Source organism: Pseudomonas sp. SYWMCR5, assembly GCF_057197165.1.
Genome location: NZ_JBXUNH010000007.1, coordinates 159,988 through 173,954, shown reverse-complemented (window position 1 = coordinate 173,954; position 13,967 = coordinate 159,988). Strand labels below are relative to the sequence as shown.

13 protein-coding genes are annotated in these 13,967 nt (G+C 64.3%); 7 read left to right on the top strand and 6 right to left on the bottom strand.

The window, feature by feature from the left end:
* The first annotated feature begins 57 nt into the window (after positions 1-57).
* Together AC2CGW_RS19045 and AC2CGW_RS19040 are read left to right on the top strand one after the other, a co-directional pair.
* The gene (locus AC2CGW_RS19045; protein ID WP_186669306.1) at positions 58-972 is read left to right on the top strand and encodes a histone deacetylase family protein; all 915 of its coding nucleotides are present in this window, start codon (positions 58-60) and stop codon (positions 970-972) included.
* 148 nt (positions 973-1,120) lie between these two features.
* Positions 1,121-2,374: a TIGR03862 family flavoprotein gene (locus AC2CGW_RS19040; protein ID WP_484574438.1), complete on the top strand. Its 1,254-nt coding sequence runs from the start codon at positions 1,121-1,123 to the stop codon at positions 2,372-2,374.
* A 187-nt stretch (positions 2,375-2,561) separates the two neighbouring features.
* Here AC2CGW_RS19040 and rhlE1 read toward each other — a convergent pair whose 3' ends face one another.
* Together rhlE1 and yedA are read right to left on the bottom strand one after the other, a co-directional pair.
* Positions 2,562-3,887 carry an RNA helicase RhlE1 gene (rhlE1, locus tag AC2CGW_RS19035; RefSeq protein WP_186669302.1) on the bottom strand — a complete coding sequence of 442 codons (1,326 nt, stop codon included), beginning with the start codon at positions 3,885-3,887 and terminating at the stop codon, positions 2,562-2,564.
* Positions 3,888-3,990: 103 nt separating this feature from the next.
* Positions 3,991-4,887 (bottom strand): drug/metabolite exporter YedA, encoded by an 897-nt coding sequence (gene yedA / locus AC2CGW_RS19030; RefSeq protein ID WP_186710550.1) that lies wholly within the window; start codon positions 4,885-4,887, stop codon positions 3,991-3,993.
* Between the two features lie 155 nt (positions 4,888-5,042).
* Here yedA and AC2CGW_RS19025 point away from each other — a divergent pair, with 155 nt between their 5' ends.
* Positions 5,043-5,501, top strand: coding sequence for an Lrp/AsnC family transcriptional regulator (locus AC2CGW_RS19025; RefSeq protein WP_054892846.1), 459 nt, complete (start codon positions 5,043-5,045; stop codon positions 5,499-5,501).
* 10 nt (positions 5,502-5,511) lie between these two features.
* Here the strand turns inward: AC2CGW_RS19025 and AC2CGW_RS19020 are convergent, their stop codons facing one another.
* A complete protein-coding gene (locus AC2CGW_RS19020) occupies positions 5,512-5,991 on the bottom strand; it encodes an NYN domain-containing protein (protein ID WP_186669296.1) in 480 nt (159 codons plus the stop codon).
* Between the two features lie 71 nt (positions 5,992-6,062).
* Complete coding sequence (locus AC2CGW_RS19015; RefSeq protein WP_186669294.1) at positions 6,063-6,806, bottom strand: DUF2076 domain-containing protein; 744 nt, start codon at positions 6,804-6,806, stop codon at positions 6,063-6,065.
* 151 nt (positions 6,807-6,957) lie between these two features.
* On the opposite strand from AC2CGW_RS19015, the gene AC2CGW_RS19010 reads away from it, so the two are divergent.
* The gene (locus AC2CGW_RS19010; RefSeq protein WP_186669293.1) at positions 6,958-7,626 is read left to right on the top strand and encodes a YciC family protein; all 669 of its coding nucleotides are present in this window, start codon (positions 6,958-6,960) and stop codon (positions 7,624-7,626) included.
* A 119-nt stretch (positions 7,627-7,745) separates the two neighbouring features.
* Positions 7,746-8,237, top strand: coding sequence for a hypothetical protein (locus tag AC2CGW_RS19005; protein ID WP_186669292.1), 492 nt, complete (start codon positions 7,746-7,748; stop codon positions 8,235-8,237).
* Between the two features lie 10 nt (positions 8,238-8,247).
* Here the strand turns inward: AC2CGW_RS19005 and AC2CGW_RS19000 are convergent, their stop codons facing one another.
* Positions 8,248-9,684 (bottom strand): HD domain-containing phosphohydrolase, encoded by a 1,437-nt coding sequence (locus AC2CGW_RS19000; protein WP_288375588.1) that lies wholly within the window; start codon positions 9,682-9,684, stop codon positions 8,248-8,250.
* Between the two features lie 103 nt (positions 9,685-9,787).
* On the opposite strand from AC2CGW_RS19000, the gene AC2CGW_RS18995 reads away from it, so the two are divergent.
* Positions 9,788-10,561 carry an alpha/beta hydrolase gene (locus AC2CGW_RS18995; RefSeq protein WP_186669290.1) on the top strand — a complete coding sequence of 258 codons (774 nt, stop codon included), beginning with the start codon at positions 9,788-9,790 and terminating at the stop codon, positions 10,559-10,561.
* A 198-nt stretch (positions 10,562-10,759) separates the two neighbouring features.
* The gene (locus tag AC2CGW_RS18990; RefSeq protein WP_484574437.1) at positions 10,760-11,083 is read left to right on the top strand and encodes a hypothetical protein; all 324 of its coding nucleotides are present in this window, start codon (positions 10,760-10,762) and stop codon (positions 11,081-11,083) included.
* A 324-nt stretch (positions 11,084-11,407) separates the two neighbouring features.
* Here the strand turns inward: AC2CGW_RS18990 and hrpB are convergent, their stop codons facing one another.
* A complete protein-coding gene (gene hrpB, locus AC2CGW_RS18985; RefSeq protein WP_484574436.1) occupies positions 11,408-13,942 on the bottom strand; it encodes an ATP-dependent helicase HrpB in 2,535 nt (844 codons plus the stop codon).
* Positions 13,943-13,967 lie beyond the last annotated feature (25 nt).

The following is a 13,967-nucleotide window of genomic DNA, read 5'->3' as shown; positions in this document are numbered from 1 at the left end:
GCGTGGCATTCCGGCCCACTGGCAAGATCAACGCTGCCTCCAGCCGCGATCCTGCCCATGCCCCTGCCGCTGATCTACCACGAAGACTACAGCCCCGAGTTCCCGCCGGAACATCGTTTCCCCATGGACAAGTTCCGCCTGCTGCACGATCACCTGATCGACAGCGGGCTGACCACCGACCAGGCCTTGCTGCGCCCCGAACTCTGCCCCAACGACATCCTCGCCCTGGCCCATGACCGCGCCTACATCGAGCGCTACATGAACGGCGAACTCTCACGCGAAGACCAGCGCCGCCTGGGGCTGCCCTGGAGCGAGGCCCTGGCACGGCGCACCGTGCGCGCCGTCGGCGGTTCGCTGCTGACCGCCGAGATGGCCCTGCGTCACGGTATCGCCTGCCACCTGGCCGGCGGCACCCACCATGCCCACTACGACCACCCCGCCGGGTTCTGCATCTTCAACGACCTGGCGGTGATCAGCCGCTACCTGCTCGCAGCCGGACGCGTGCACCGCGTGCTGATCTTCGACTGCGACGTGCACCAGGGCGACGGCACCGCACGCATCCTTCACGACACACCAGAGGCGATCACCGTGTCGTTGCACTGCGAGCAGAATTTCCCCGCACGCAAGGCCCAGAGCGATTGGGACATCCCCCTGCCGCGCGGCATGGACGACGCGGCGTACCTGAAGGTGGTGAACGATGCGCTGAACTACCTGCTGCCGCTCTACCAGCCCGACCTCGTGCTGTACGACGCCGGCGTCGATGTGCACAAGGACGACGCCCTGGGTTATCTGCAACTGACCGATGCAGGCGTCGCCGCCCGTGACGAAGCGGTCCTGCGCCACTGTCTTGGCCGTGATATTCCGGTGGTCGGGGTGATCGGCGGCGGTTACAGCAAGGACCGGGCGGCGCTGGCGCGGCGGCACGGCATCCTTCACCACAGCGCGGCGCGGGTGCTGGGTTACACACAATGACTGTGGAACCGCTTGTGGATAACCTGCGGGAAAGCCCCTGGAGCCCTTTAACTGCCTGACCTGCAAAGATTTGTTCATTTTTTGAACAGTACCTGCACAAGCACCTCTGGGGTAGAATGCCGACTCTTTTCCACAGCCTGCCGCCACCATGACCGATTCCCACACCACCTCCCCTCCCCTCGTCGCCGTGATCGGCGGTGGCCCCGCCGGCCTGATGGCTGCCGAGGCCCTGGCCCAGGCCGGCGTAGCGGTCGAGGTGTTCGATGCGATGCCGTCGGTGGGTCGCAAGTTCCTGCTGGCAGGCGTTGGCGGCATGAACATCACCCACTCCGAGCCCTACCCGGCCTTCATCGGCCGCTATGGCGAACGCCGCGAGGCCATCGACACGCTGCTGCGTGATTTCGATGCCGACGCCCTGCGCCAGTGGATCCACGGCCTGGGCATCGAGACCTTCGTCGGCACCTCGGGGCGGGTCTTCCCCACTGACATGAAAGCGGCACCGCTGCTGCGCGCCTGGCTCAAGCGCCTGCGCGATTCCGGCGTGGTTATCCACACCCGGCACCGCTGGCTCGGCTGGGACACGGAAGGCGCACTGCGGATCGCTTATCCACAGGGCGAACGCCTGGTGCGCGCCACTGCCGTGATCCTGGCCTTGGGTGGCGGTAGTTGGGCGCGCCTGGGCTCGGATGGCAGTTGGGTGCCACTGCTGGCCGAGCGCGCTGTGGATATCTCGCCATTACGCCCGAGCAACTGTGGTTTCGAGGTGCAGGGCTGGAGCGATCTGCTCAGGAACAAGTTCGCCGGCGCGCCGCTGAAGAACATCGCCCTCAGCGTGCCTGGCAGCGCTGCGCGCAAGGGCGAGTTCATCCTCACCGCCCAAGGCGTGGAAGGCAGCCTGGTGTATGCATGGTCGGCGGCGGTGCGCGCCGGCATCGAGCGCGACGGACGCGCTACCTTGCTGCTCGACCTGCTGCCGGATCGCCCTGTGGATAAAATCGCTCAGGCCCTGGCCAAGCCCCGTGGCTCCCGCTCGATGGCCAAGCACCTGCAGGGGCAGCTCGGGATCGACGGGGTGAAGGCCGCGCTGCTGCGCGAGCTGACCGACCAGGCCACCTTCGCCGACCCCATGCGCTTGGCCCAGGCGATCAAGGCGCTGCCGATCGAACTGGTGCGCACGCGGCCGCTGGATGAAGCGATCAGCAGTGCCGGTGGCGTACGTTTCGAGGCGCTGGACGAGGGCTTGATGCTCAAGCAACTGCCCGGCGTCTTCTGTGCCGGCGAGATGCTGGACTGGGAAGCGCCGACCGGGGGCTACCTGCTGACGGCGTGCTTTGCCAGCGGCTTGCGCGCCGGGCGGGCGGCGCTGGAGTGGTTGTCCGAGCGCCAGCCCGCGTCCCTGTAGGAACACCTGTCTTGTTCAAAATCTAAAGGCCAGCCCAATCCCTGTGGAAGCGGGCTTGTCCCGCGATCGGGCGCGAAGCGGCCGTAACTCAGGCGACCGTACTTTTCCTGAGGGACTGCGGTAGCTGGATTTACGGCCGCTTCGCGCCCGATCGCGGGACAAGCCCGCTCCTACAGGAACCCCCGCACTAGGGTTTGCGCTTGCGTGGCCCGCTGTTGAAACTCGGCACCTTGCGCACCGGCTTGACCGTCGGTGCCGAATCTTCTGAGCTGTCCATCCACTTGCCCAGCCCGCGCTTGGCACTGTTCTCTTTGGGTTTCTTGGGCTTTTTCGGTTTCTTCAGCACCTGGCCGCTGGCATCGGTCATCGGCACCCGGTGATCGGGGATGAAGTCCGGCTCTTCATGACGCGGCAACGTCTGGCGGATCAGGACCTCGATCGCCGACAGCAATTGCACCTCGTCGGCGCACACCAGCGAAATCGCCTCGCCCTTGTTACCCGCTCGCCCGGTACGACCGATGCGGTGTACGTAATCCTCGGCAACGATCGGCAGGTCGAGGTTGACCACCAGCGGCAGGTCGTCGATATCGATGCCGCGAGCAGCGACGTCTGTCGCGACCAGCACCTGGACTTCACGCGCCTTGAAGGTATCCAGCGCCCGCTGGCGGGTCGCCTGTGGACGATCGCCATGGATGCCATCGGCATTGACCCCCTCGGCCAGCAGCCGCTCGACCAGTTGATCGACGCCGTTGCGGGTCTTGGCGAACACCAGCACCTGCTTCCAGCGCTGCTTGCGCATCAGGTGGCAGAACAGGTCGGCCTTGCGCTTTTTGTCTACCGGCACCAGCCATTGCTTGACGGTGGTGGCGGCGGCGTTGCGCGGGCTGACTTCGATACTCAGCGGATCGTTCAGGGCCAGGCCGGCGAGCATGCGGATCTGGTCGGAGAACGTCGCCGAGAACAGCAAGGTCTGGCGCTTGCGTGGCAAGGCGGCGTACACCGCCTGCAGTTCTTCGGCAAAGCCCAGGTCGAGCATGCGGTCGGCTTCGTCGAGCACCAAGGTTTGAACCTGGCCGAACTTCACCGCGTTCTGGCGGAACAGGTCGAGCAGGCGGCCCGGCGTCGCCACCAGCAAGTCGACGCCACGGCGCAGACGCATCATCTGCGGGTTGAGGCTGACGCCGCCGTACACCGCGTAGGTGCTCAACGGCAGGTGCTCGGCGTATTCACGGATATTGGCGTGTACCTGCTCGGCCAGCTCGCGGGTGGGCACCAGCACCAACGCGCGGATCGAATTGCTGGCCACCTTCTCACCCTCGAGCGCCAGGCGTTGCAACACCGGCAAGGCAAAACCGGCGGTCTTGCCGGTGCCGGTCTGGGCAGCGGCCATCAGGTCGCGCCCTGCCAGCACGGCGGGGATGGCCTGGGCCTGGATCGGGGTCGGGGTGGAATAGTCCCGCTGCTGCAGGGTGCGCAGCAGGGGTTCGATCAGGCCGAGTTTGGCGAAATTCATGGTGATACCGTCAGGGGGTTCAGCGAAGGCGGCAGTTTACCGCAAGCCCCCTGGAGTTGCGCTGGCTTTGACGCCCACCGCTACCACCGGATGCACCGGCCCCTCAGGCCACCTGCCGGGGCGCACGCCGCCACTGTGGCAGCCCGATCAGCACCACCGCCCCGACGATCACCCCCATGGCCAGGCATTCCTCGGCGCCGATCTGCTCACCGGCAAAGACAATCCCGAGCAATACCGCCACCACCGGGTTGACGTACGCGTAGCTGGTCGCAGCCGCCGGCCGCACGTGCTTGAGCAGGTACATGTACGAGCTGAAGGCCACGATCGAACCGAAGAAGATCAGGTAGGCCAGTGCCCCCCAGCCCGCCGCCGTCGGCATCTGGGTCAGGCGCTCACCGCTCAGGGCGCTGCCGATCAACAACGCAGCGCCGCCCACCAGCATCTCGGCAGCACTGGCCATGGCGCCCTGGGGCAAGGGCAGGTTCTTGCTCCACACCGAGCCGAACGCCCAGGCCGCCGCTGCGAACAGGATCAACACCGCCCCCATGGGACTGGCCTGCAGGTTCGAACCGAGGTTGAGCAGCCCGATACCGGCAAGCCCGAGGAAAATCCCCGCCCATTCCAGACGCGAATTGCGATGACCGAACAACAGCCCGAACAGCAAGGTGAACAACGGCACCGTGGCCACCGCCAGCGCTGCAACGCCCGATGCCACGCCAGCATGCTCGGCCAGGGTCACGCCACCGTTGCCGCAACTGAGCAGCAGAAACCCGATCGCCCCCGCCGCCCGCCATTGCGCCCAGGTCGGAGCCGGCACCCCGCGCCAGCGCAGGAAGCCATACAAAAGGCTGCCGGCAATGACAAAACGCACCCCGGCCATGAGCAAGGGCGGCCAGGATTCGACACCGATGCGAATGGCCAGGTAGGTAGACCCCCAGACCAGATAGAGGGCGATGAAGGCGCCGATCAGCAGCCAGGGAAAACGACGGGAGGCAGGCATGACAAAAGACTCGAAATCCGTTTACGGGTGACTTAGTTTAGAAAGGCACTCCCGTAAACATAAGTTACAAAACACGTTTAATAGACCTATACACTTTGCAATGAACGGTAATTCACCTGTTTTTCCGTTGATTGCATATCCGCACCGAGAAGCCCATGGACAAGTACGATCGCATGCTGCTCGCCGCCCTGCTCGAAGACGGTCGCGCCACCTACGCCCAGCTCGCCCGCCAGGTCAACCTGTCGGCGCCGGCGGTAGCCGAACGAGTCGCCAAACTCGAGGCCAGCGGAGTGATCACCGGTTACGCCGCCAAGGTCGACCTGGAAAAGATCGGCCTGCCCATCCAGTGCATCATCGAACTGCGCCTGGCCAGCCACGGCAACCAGCAGGCCTATGACGCCCTGGCGCGCATCCCCCAGCTCACCGAATGCCATCGGGTCACGGGCGACCCGTGCGTGATCATGCAGGCGGCGGTGGGTTCGATGCATGAGCTCGAAGCGCTGATCAACCAGGTGTCGCAACTGGGGTTCAGCAAGACGTCGATCATTCTGTCCAGCGCGGTGGAACGGCGGGTGCCGCTGGATCACTTGCAGGGCAATGGCAGGAAGGGATGAGTGCGCCGGTTCAGTGACGCAGCAGCAAATTACCCTCGATCGGGACATAGCGCGTGGCTGCGCGAATCAACGACAGCGCGGTAAGCCCTGGCGCGCCGTAGACCACCGTCTCGACGCCATGGCGCAGCATCACCCGCTCGAGCAACTGGTCGAAGTCGCCATCACCGGAGGCCAGTACGACCTGGTCGACCCGGCCGGCGGCCTCATACACATCCAGGGTGATGCCCACGTCCCAGTCACCCTTGGCCGAGCCGTCGCTGCGCTGGATGTAAGGTTTGAGGCGCACCTCGAAGCCGAGGTTGCGCAGGATCTGCTGAAATTGCTGCTGCTTGCTGTCACCCCGGTCGATGGCATAGGCCACGGCCTCGACGATGTCGCCATCGCGGCTGACCTGGGACCAGAGGGCACTGTAGTTGAAGTGACAGCCATGGGCCTGGCGCACGGTGTAGTAGAGGTTCTGCACATCCGCGAACAGCGCGATCTTTTTCACCTGGTGGCCCCGGGATAACGGCGAAAGGGGCGCAGTGCGCCCCTGGGAATCCCGCGATTATGCCAGACGCATCAGACGAAGGTGTCGTCATCGTCCGAGAAGAAGCCACCGCCGCCGCTGTCGTAGTCGCTGTCCACATAGCCGCCCTGATCGTTGCCCCAATCGCCGTTGTCAGCGACCTGGCGCTGGTTGTCCTGGTCATTCCAGCCACCATTGTCGCTGGCTGGGGCCGGCTCTTCGCGGATCACCTCGACCACCTCGTTGGGTTGCGAGTTATGGCTGAACAAACTGCTGATGCCTTGCGCCAGCAACACACCGCCCGCCACCCCCGCAGCCGTTTGCATGGCCCCCCCGAGGAAGCTGCTCGCACCACTGCGCGCCGGGGCCGCAGCAAAACCTTGTGGTTGCGGTTGCGCCTGAGGCTGCGGGGCATAGGCCTGGGGCGCAGGCTCGCGCCAGCCACCGGAACCGGAGGTTGGGGGCGGCGCGACCGGACGCTGAGGCTCCGGGCTACGCGTACTGCTGCCGAAGATGCTCGACAGGAAGCCACCGCTGGCCTTCGGCGCCTCTTGCTGGGCCTGGGCGCGGGCTTGTCTGAGCTCGGCCTCGAGCTGCTTGTTCTGCTCGTCGAGCTTCTTGATCGCCGCTTCCTGCACCAGGATCGCCTGGGCCATGTAGTACGGGGCCGCCGGCTGCTGGCGCAGATGCTCCTCGATCCGCGCCTGGGCCTGGGCATCGCGCGGCTGCTGTGGATCCTCGGCCTGCTTGATGCGGCCGAACAGGCCGTCGATCAGGGTTTGTTCTTCAGTGTTCATGGGCTACCTCTTGGGCCATGCGGAACATCGGACAAGGTCAAAGATGGGGCGTGCCAGGGCCGGATTCAATTACGGGGCCGATGAAACTTTTTTCAGCATCGCTCGCTCCTGGGCTAAAGTGACGCACTGCTTTTTCCTGCGATATAGACCGATGAACCCGCTGACGATACTGCGCGACTCCCTCTACTTCTTCCGCCGCCACTTCACCAGCATCCTGCAGCTGTGCCTGCCGCTGGTGGTGCTGGAAGCCCTGTTCAGCCAATTGCTGTACCGCCAGCTGGGTGACGACGCCTCGCCAGCCTACGGCATGCTGGTCAGCCTGCTGTTCTACCCGTTGTACAGCGCCGCGCTGATCCTCTACCTGGACACCCGCAGCAACGGCCAGCAGATCAGCAAGCGCAACCTGTTCGCGCGCGCCGTGCAGTTGTGGCCGGCGCTGGCCCTGCTGATCCTGATCAGTTCGCTGCTGATCATGGCGGGCCTGGCGCTGTTCATCTTCCCGGGCGTATGGATCATGATCAACCTGGTGTTCGCCGAGTACCTGCTGGTGCTGCGCGGCCTGCCTGTCGTGCAGTCGATGCGCGAGAGCGCACGCATGACCACCGGGCACTTCATGCGCATCCTGATCTGCGTGCTGTCGGTGCTCGCGCCGCTATGGCTGCTCGATGGCCTGCTGCTGATGGCCTTCCCAGAGCCACAGCCGGGCGCGCAACTGGCGCTGGACAGCCTGAGCGGCTTCCTGCAATTGTTCAGCAGCGTGGTGCTGTACCGCCTGTTCATGCTGTTGGAGAGCGAGGCCGGCGCCGCTGCGGGAAACTGAAAGCTGCACGGGATGACGGCAACGCTCTGGAAAGCGTTCGCGGTGCCCTGCCCAACGTATTGCATCGACACTCCTGAACGACGCCCGACAGTCGCGGGCACCCTCAGGAGATGCATGCAATGGGTATGACAACAGATTCCGCAACCGAGCTACAGCGTGACTTCAAAGCCACAATCTACTGGATGAAAGGGGACGTGCTCGTCCCGATCAGGCGGAGCAAAACGACGGATAAATTCAGCTGGGGATTAGTCCCGGGGGACGACTGGCTGCAGGCAGGAGGTGACCAACCTTCTCTGATTCTGGACTTCGAGCTTCACTCCAAGACCGAAGACCGCCTGCACTACATGATCAGCAGGTCGAGCGGATTGATCAGGCTTGGGCGAAGCGTCGGCGGCTATCTCGGGCTCTATAAGGTCAGCGAGGTGACCGACTACTGGAAACTGGAACCGTTGCGGCACGCGCCCAATGGCTGGGTCTGCCGTTTGCGTGATCACGAAGGGCATGGCGTCAAGACCTGGCAGGACGCCCCCCATTTCGATAATTTCAACTACCACTTCCTGAACACCTACGAAGGGAACGACGCCGAGTTCCTCGTGGTTCCCACAACCTGAACCCCAGCGCTCACAACAACCCGAGGGTCAGTGCCTTGAGCGTTGCTGCAGCGCGCGTGGTGCATTCGAGCTTGCGGAAGGTGCTCTCGACATGGGTGCGCACAGTACTGGGACTGATGCCCAGCAACCGCGCGACCTCCTTGTTGCTGTGACCCAGGCTGATCTGACGCAGCACCTCGCTTTCGCGTTCACTCAACAGGCCACCGCCCCCTTTGGCTATCGGCAGCTTGCGCTCCCCGCGTTCGGCAGCGAACACGGCTTCACAACACTGCAGGTCGAAGCGCCCCTGTTGCGCCTCCTGCCTGAGCAACTGCTCGGCCTCCTGCTGGCCAAGCGCCGCTCGCCATGGACGCTCGGCCCGCAGCGCCTGCCAGGCGAGCGCCACGGCCAACAAGCGCTGCTCCGGCGCCAGGGCATCACCCTCCACGCCACGAAAATAACCACTGCCATCGAGACGCTCGTAGGCGTGTGCTGCAAGCTTGCCCGCACGCTGCAATGCCGGTATCTGCGCGCAAGCGCGCTGAGTCCAGTAGGGCACCAGGCGAATCTGCTCGCGGTCGCCCTCAAGCAATGCACCTGGCAGGTTCCAGACCCGGTTCGGCACCGCGGCGCGGCCGATGCCATGCACCAGCGCCGCCTGTCTTAGCACGCCCTGCAGCGCTTCCGGCATGCCCATCAGCGCGGCGGCGTCATGCACCAGCGCAGCCGCACCACGCGAATAGCCCGAAAGCCAGGTCAACTTGAGGTCGATGACATCGGCAACCAAGGTCAAAGGCACGTCGGAGCAGGCTGTATTCAGGACCGTCGCTTGTTCAGCCTCCTGCAAGTCATGCAACCAGTCCGCCGCCTGACACTGCAGCTCCCTCACCAGGCTGCGCGGGTACCGCTGGTCGGCCTGCCCCTCGATCCAGGCCAGCGCCGCCTCAAGACCCCGCGCCCGCGAAAGAATCTCCAGATCACCTGCCAGCACCACCTGATAGACCACCTCAGGCACCTGCGGATGACGCAGGCCGTATGGTCGGCCGCTACCGTCGAAATGCTCGAACACATGCCGCAGCCCCTGCTCCACTGGCGCGCCCAGCCCAAGAGCCGCGGCCACCTCGCCTGCCACCTCGCAGTGCACGCGCGCCAGCGGCCCGGTCTGCAGCATCGCCCGCTGCCCGGCGGCGTCGAGGGTCTGCGCAAGCATGGCTTGGCGGCCACCCACGTCGTCACCGAGCAGGCGGGTGAAATCTTCGGCGTTGGCAGTGCAACCGGACCAGCGCAACCGTGCGACATCAGCGGCCACCTGCAGGTGGTCGCCCTCGCCCATGCAGGCGTGCGCGAGCCTGCGCGCCAGCCGCGCCGTGCGGCGCGACTGATCTATAGGCTGACCCATGCTCAGGTCACCCACCATCGACAGGGCGAGGATGGCATCTTCCAGGGGGATGCAGTCGGGAGCAGGCATGAGCGGTCTACAGTGGAGTGAATTGGAGGCTCGGTCATTCGACCGATACCCGTACAGGCACATCCTGCCGAGAATACAGCCATCACTCACAGGAGACCACGCCATGTTCCAATTCAAAAAGCTTGCCACCGCAATCGCAATGACTGCCTCGATCTTCACCCTGGGCAGCAGCTTCGCCGACACCGCCAAACCGTCGGTGGTCATCGTCCACGGCGCCTTTGCCGACGGCTCGGACTGGGCCAAGGTCGTACCGCTGCTGCAGGCCCATGGCGTCAAGGTCACCGTGGTGCAGAACCCGCTGACCTCGCTGGCCGAGGACGTCGCCGCCACCCGGCGCGTGCTGAACAACCAGCAAGGGGACGTGGTCCTGGTCGGCCACTCCTGGGGCGGCACGGTGATCAGCCAGGCGGGTACCGACGCCAACGTTCGCGGGCTGGTCTATGTGGCAGCATTCGCACCCGATGCCGGCCAGGCCAGCAAGGACCTGGCCCAGGGTTACCCGACCCCACCCGGCATCAGCCAGATCGCGGCCGACAGCAACGGCTACCTGTACCTGACGCCTCAAGGCATGGCTACCGACTTCGCCCAGGACCTGCCCAAGGCCCAGACTGACATCATGACCGCCACCCAAGGCCCGATCCGCGCCTCGGCCTTCGAGGAGCGCACCAGCGCCGCAGCCTGGAGCACCAAGCCGTCCTGGTACGTGGTGGCCGGTCAGGACCGCATGATCGATCCAGGCCTGCAACGCGACTTCGCCAAGAAGCTGGGGGCACAGACCACCGAACTGCAGACCAGCCACGTGCCGCAGCAGTCGCAACCGGCCGAAGTGGCCAAGGTGATCCTGCAGGCCGTGGACAAGGTTGCCAGCAGTCAGTGACCTGCGCGACATGCTTCGCCCTTGCAGGAACGCTTTCACGCTGCTGCCATCGATGAAGCAACTGCAGAGTAGAGGGTGTGTATCCGTTCCGGACACGCCCCCAACTCTGCAGGAGATTAGAGACCAATGATCAATTAAGAAATCAAGGCAGTTCTTGCCGCCCCCACCATCGAAGACTCCAACGCCAGAATCTACCTGTTGCAAAACGAAGAAAAGGTGCCGTTACGCTTCAGTCGCCCCAACGAACACCTTGCTTGGGGTGTGTTCAACGAAGCGAACTGGCTTCAAGCGGGCGGCATGGGTGAATCACCCTTGTTTTCGATGAAGTTCCTTTCCAAAACGCCCGACCGCCTCTGGTTCAAGCTGATGGCCACAGGTTACGGCGACAACCCTGGACACCTGGGCTTCAGCAAAATGGTTATCTGGGACTTTATGACTACAACAGCACAACCTATCCCTGGAAGATCGAGCTACTGGATTGGGCAGACGGCTAAATGCGTTGCCATCTTAGGGTCTGTATGAAAAGCCTTGAGACGAAGGTCAGGCAAGGCGAAAACAGCCGAGGAAGCGGAGTTTACGGGTTGTAAATGAGCATTCCGAGGCTGTTTTCAACGCAGCATCACCGAGTATCAAGGTTTTTCATACAGAGCCTAGAGACCATCGTGGCATTCGCGTAGGCGTCTGTAGCGAACATACGGAAATCGAGGGGCACAAGATGCACTATCTGAGTATTCAAGATACCCAACCTGCCGAGTTCGTGATCCATAAGGTGGATGTGCCAGGTTCAGTTGAAGGCACGTCCTGGCTACACGTGTATTGAAACGCCTCAACGCACCGTCGCCTAACTCAAGTACCCCTTGGTTTGGCGCGGGCAGTGGCTTGCACGACCAACGGGTCATCTGGCCAGAAATGCTTGGGGTACCTGCCCTTCAAATCCTTCTTCACCTCGAGGTAGGTCGAGCGCCAGAAGTTCGCCAGGTCCTGGGTCACCTGGACCGGGCGCCGGGCTGGGGACAGCAGGTGCAGCTTGAGCACCTGCCTGCCGTTGGCAATGCGTGGCGTGTCGGCCTGCCCGAACAACTCCTGAAGTCGAACGGCAAGCACGGGTGGGCGCTCGCTGTAGTCGATACGAATACTGGATCCTGAGGGCACCGCCATCGTCTGGGGTGCCTGGACATCCAGTTGCTGCGGCAGCGGCCAGGGCAGGAGATTGCGCAGGATCGAAGACAGATCGAGCAGGGCGAAATGGCTGAGCCGGGCGACCTTGCCGACATAGGGGCCCAACCATTCGTCCAATGATTGCAGCAACGTCTCATCCCGCAGGTCGGGCCATTGGCCGACGACACCCGCCTCCTCATCCAGTACCCGCAACAGCTCCACACGCGCCTGCCACTGACGAAGGTCAGGCGTCCAGGGCAGAAGCTCCAGACCTTTGCGTCGAACATAGTCAAGCAGCGCCTGCACGCGCGCCTCGTCGCTCAGAGAGGCCAGGGGCGTGCGCGACAGCACGAGCTCGCCAACCTTGGTTTGTCGCTCGGCGCGCAGGGCGCCCTCTCGCTCATCCCAGTCAAGCTCGTCCACCGTGCGGACCTGCTCTTTCAGGACGGTGTCGAACAGCGCCGCGTCCAGGTCGGCGGCCAGATAGATCCGCTCCTCCCGCTGGCCCTGTCGGCTGCCCAGGTCCGCGATGACCAGCCAGGTATGCTTCATCAAGGCGTCCGGCTCGGTGAACATCGCTGCCCGGCCATTGGCCAGGCGATATTCGGCCCCGCCATCACGTCGCTGCTGGGCGACACGGTCGGGATAAGCCAGTGCGAGCAGGCAGCCCACCCAACGTGGATGATGAGGATCGGCGACGGCTTGCGACACAGGGCCACGCAGGTAGGATCGATACTGCCTGGAAAGTTGCCTGGCGCGCTGGGCGCCCCCCTGCTCACCGCGCTGGGCACGTTGCTCACCGCTGAGAATGGCCAGCCGGCTGTGCAGGTCAGCGCCCGCGCCACGCTGTATGTCCCGCTCTCCCAGCAGGGCCGCGATAGTGCACGCGGTTTCGGCCAGCCCCAGCTCGTGACCTCGCAGCAGAAGATGGGCGATTCGAGGATGGCTCGGTAGCTCGGCCATCGCCTGCCCGTGCCGGGTCAATTGCCCGTCCGCCTGGAGCGCGCCAAGGCGGCGCAGCAAGTCGTTGGCCTGTGCGTACGCAGCCGCAGGAGGGGCATCGAGCCACGCCAGCTCATGCGGCTGGACACCCCACTTGGCCAACTGCAGCGCCAGCCCGGTCAGGTCCGCCTGCTGGATTTCGGCGGTGGCGAAGCCTGCCATCTGATCGTGCTGCGCTTCGGACCACAAGCGATAGCAAACGCCGGTCTCCAGCCGTCCGGCACGCCCTGCCCGCTGGGTAGCGCTGGCCCTGGAGATCCGCTGGGTATCCAGACGAGTCATGCCGCTACGTGGATCGAAGCGCGGAACACGCTCAAGCCCGGCATCGATGACCACCCGCACGCCATCGATGGTGACGCTGGTCTCGGCAATGTTGGTGGCCAGCACCACTTTGCGCATGCCCGGTGGCGCAGGGTCGATCGCGGCCCGTTGCTGGTTCAGGTCGAGCTCTCCATGCAACGGGCAAAGCAAGGTATTGCGCCTCAGGGACGGGGAGGCATCGAGGCTGTCCTGAAGCCCTGTCAGGACGCGACGGATTTCAGCCTGGCCCGGCAGGAACACCAGCAGACTTCCCGATTGCTCGGCCAGCGCATCGAGACAGGTGCTGATCACTCGCGGCTCGATGTACTCGCCGGCTTGCTGCGGCTTGCCCCAGATCGTCGTGACCGGGAACATCCGCCCCTCGCTGGTGATGATCGGAGCGTCTTCCAGAAGGCGCGACAGCCTTTCTCCTTCGAGAGTCGCCGACATGAGCAGCACTTTTAGCGCCGTATCGTCCCGGAACAGTTCACGACCATTGAGCGTGAGCGCCAAGGCAAGGTCAGCATCGAGGTTTCTCAGGTGGAATTCATCGAAGATCACCAGCCCCACGCCCTCCAACGCCGGATCGGCCTGCAGGCGGCGGGTGAGAATGCCTTCGGTAACCACTTCGATGCGGGTATCCGGCCCGACCTTGCTATCCAGCCGGATGCGATAGCCGACCGTCTCACCGACCTTTTCCCCCAACTCGCTGGCCATGCGCTCGGCGGCAGCGCGGGCCGCGAGACGACGCGGCTCGAGCATGACGATGCGCTGCCCGGCCAGCCATGGCTCGTCGAGCAGGGCCAGTGGCACGCGGGTGGTCTTGCCCGCGCCAGGCGGCGCCTCGAGCACAGCTTCGTGGCGTTGGCCCAAGGCCTGGCGCAGGGCGGGCAAGACAGCATCGATCGGTAAAGAATTCATGGTGGTCCTCAAACGAACGAGCGAG

Coding starts and splice junctions, on each gene's coding strand:
- AC2CGW_RS19045 (WP_186669306.1), top strand. CDS start 58: ATGCCCCTGCCGCTGATCTACCACGAAGACTACAGCCCCGAGTTCCCG.
- AC2CGW_RS19040 (WP_484574438.1), top strand. CDS start 1,121: ATGACCGATTCCCACACCACCTCCCCTCCCCTCGTCGCCGTGATCGGC.
- rhlE1 (WP_186669302.1), bottom strand. CDS start 3,887: ATGAATTTCGCCAAACTCGGCCTGATCGAACCCCTGCTGCGCACCCTG.
- yedA (WP_186710550.1), bottom strand. CDS start 4,887: ATGCCTGCCTCCCGTCGTTTTCCCTGGCTGCTGATCGGCGCCTTCATC.
- AC2CGW_RS19025 (WP_054892846.1), top strand. CDS start 5,043: ATGGACAAGTACGATCGCATGCTGCTCGCCGCCCTGCTCGAAGACGGT.
- AC2CGW_RS19015 (WP_186669294.1), bottom strand. CDS start 6,806: ATGAACACTGAAGAACAAACCCTGATCGACGGCCTGTTCGGCCGCATC.
- AC2CGW_RS19010 (WP_186669293.1), top strand. CDS start 6,958: ATGAACCCGCTGACGATACTGCGCGACTCCCTCTACTTCTTCCGCCGC.
- AC2CGW_RS19005 (WP_186669292.1), top strand. CDS start 7,746: ATGGGTATGACAACAGATTCCGCAACCGAGCTACAGCGTGACTTCAAA.
- AC2CGW_RS19000 (WP_288375588.1), bottom strand. CDS start 9,684: ATGCCTGCTCCCGACTGCATCCCCCTGGAAGATGCCATCCTCGCCCTG.
- AC2CGW_RS18995 (WP_186669290.1), top strand. CDS start 9,788: ATGTTCCAATTCAAAAAGCTTGCCACCGCAATCGCAATGACTGCCTCG.
- hrpB (WP_484574436.1), bottom strand. CDS start 13,942: ATGAATTCTTTACCGATCGATGCTGTCTTGCCCGCCCTGCGCCAGGCC.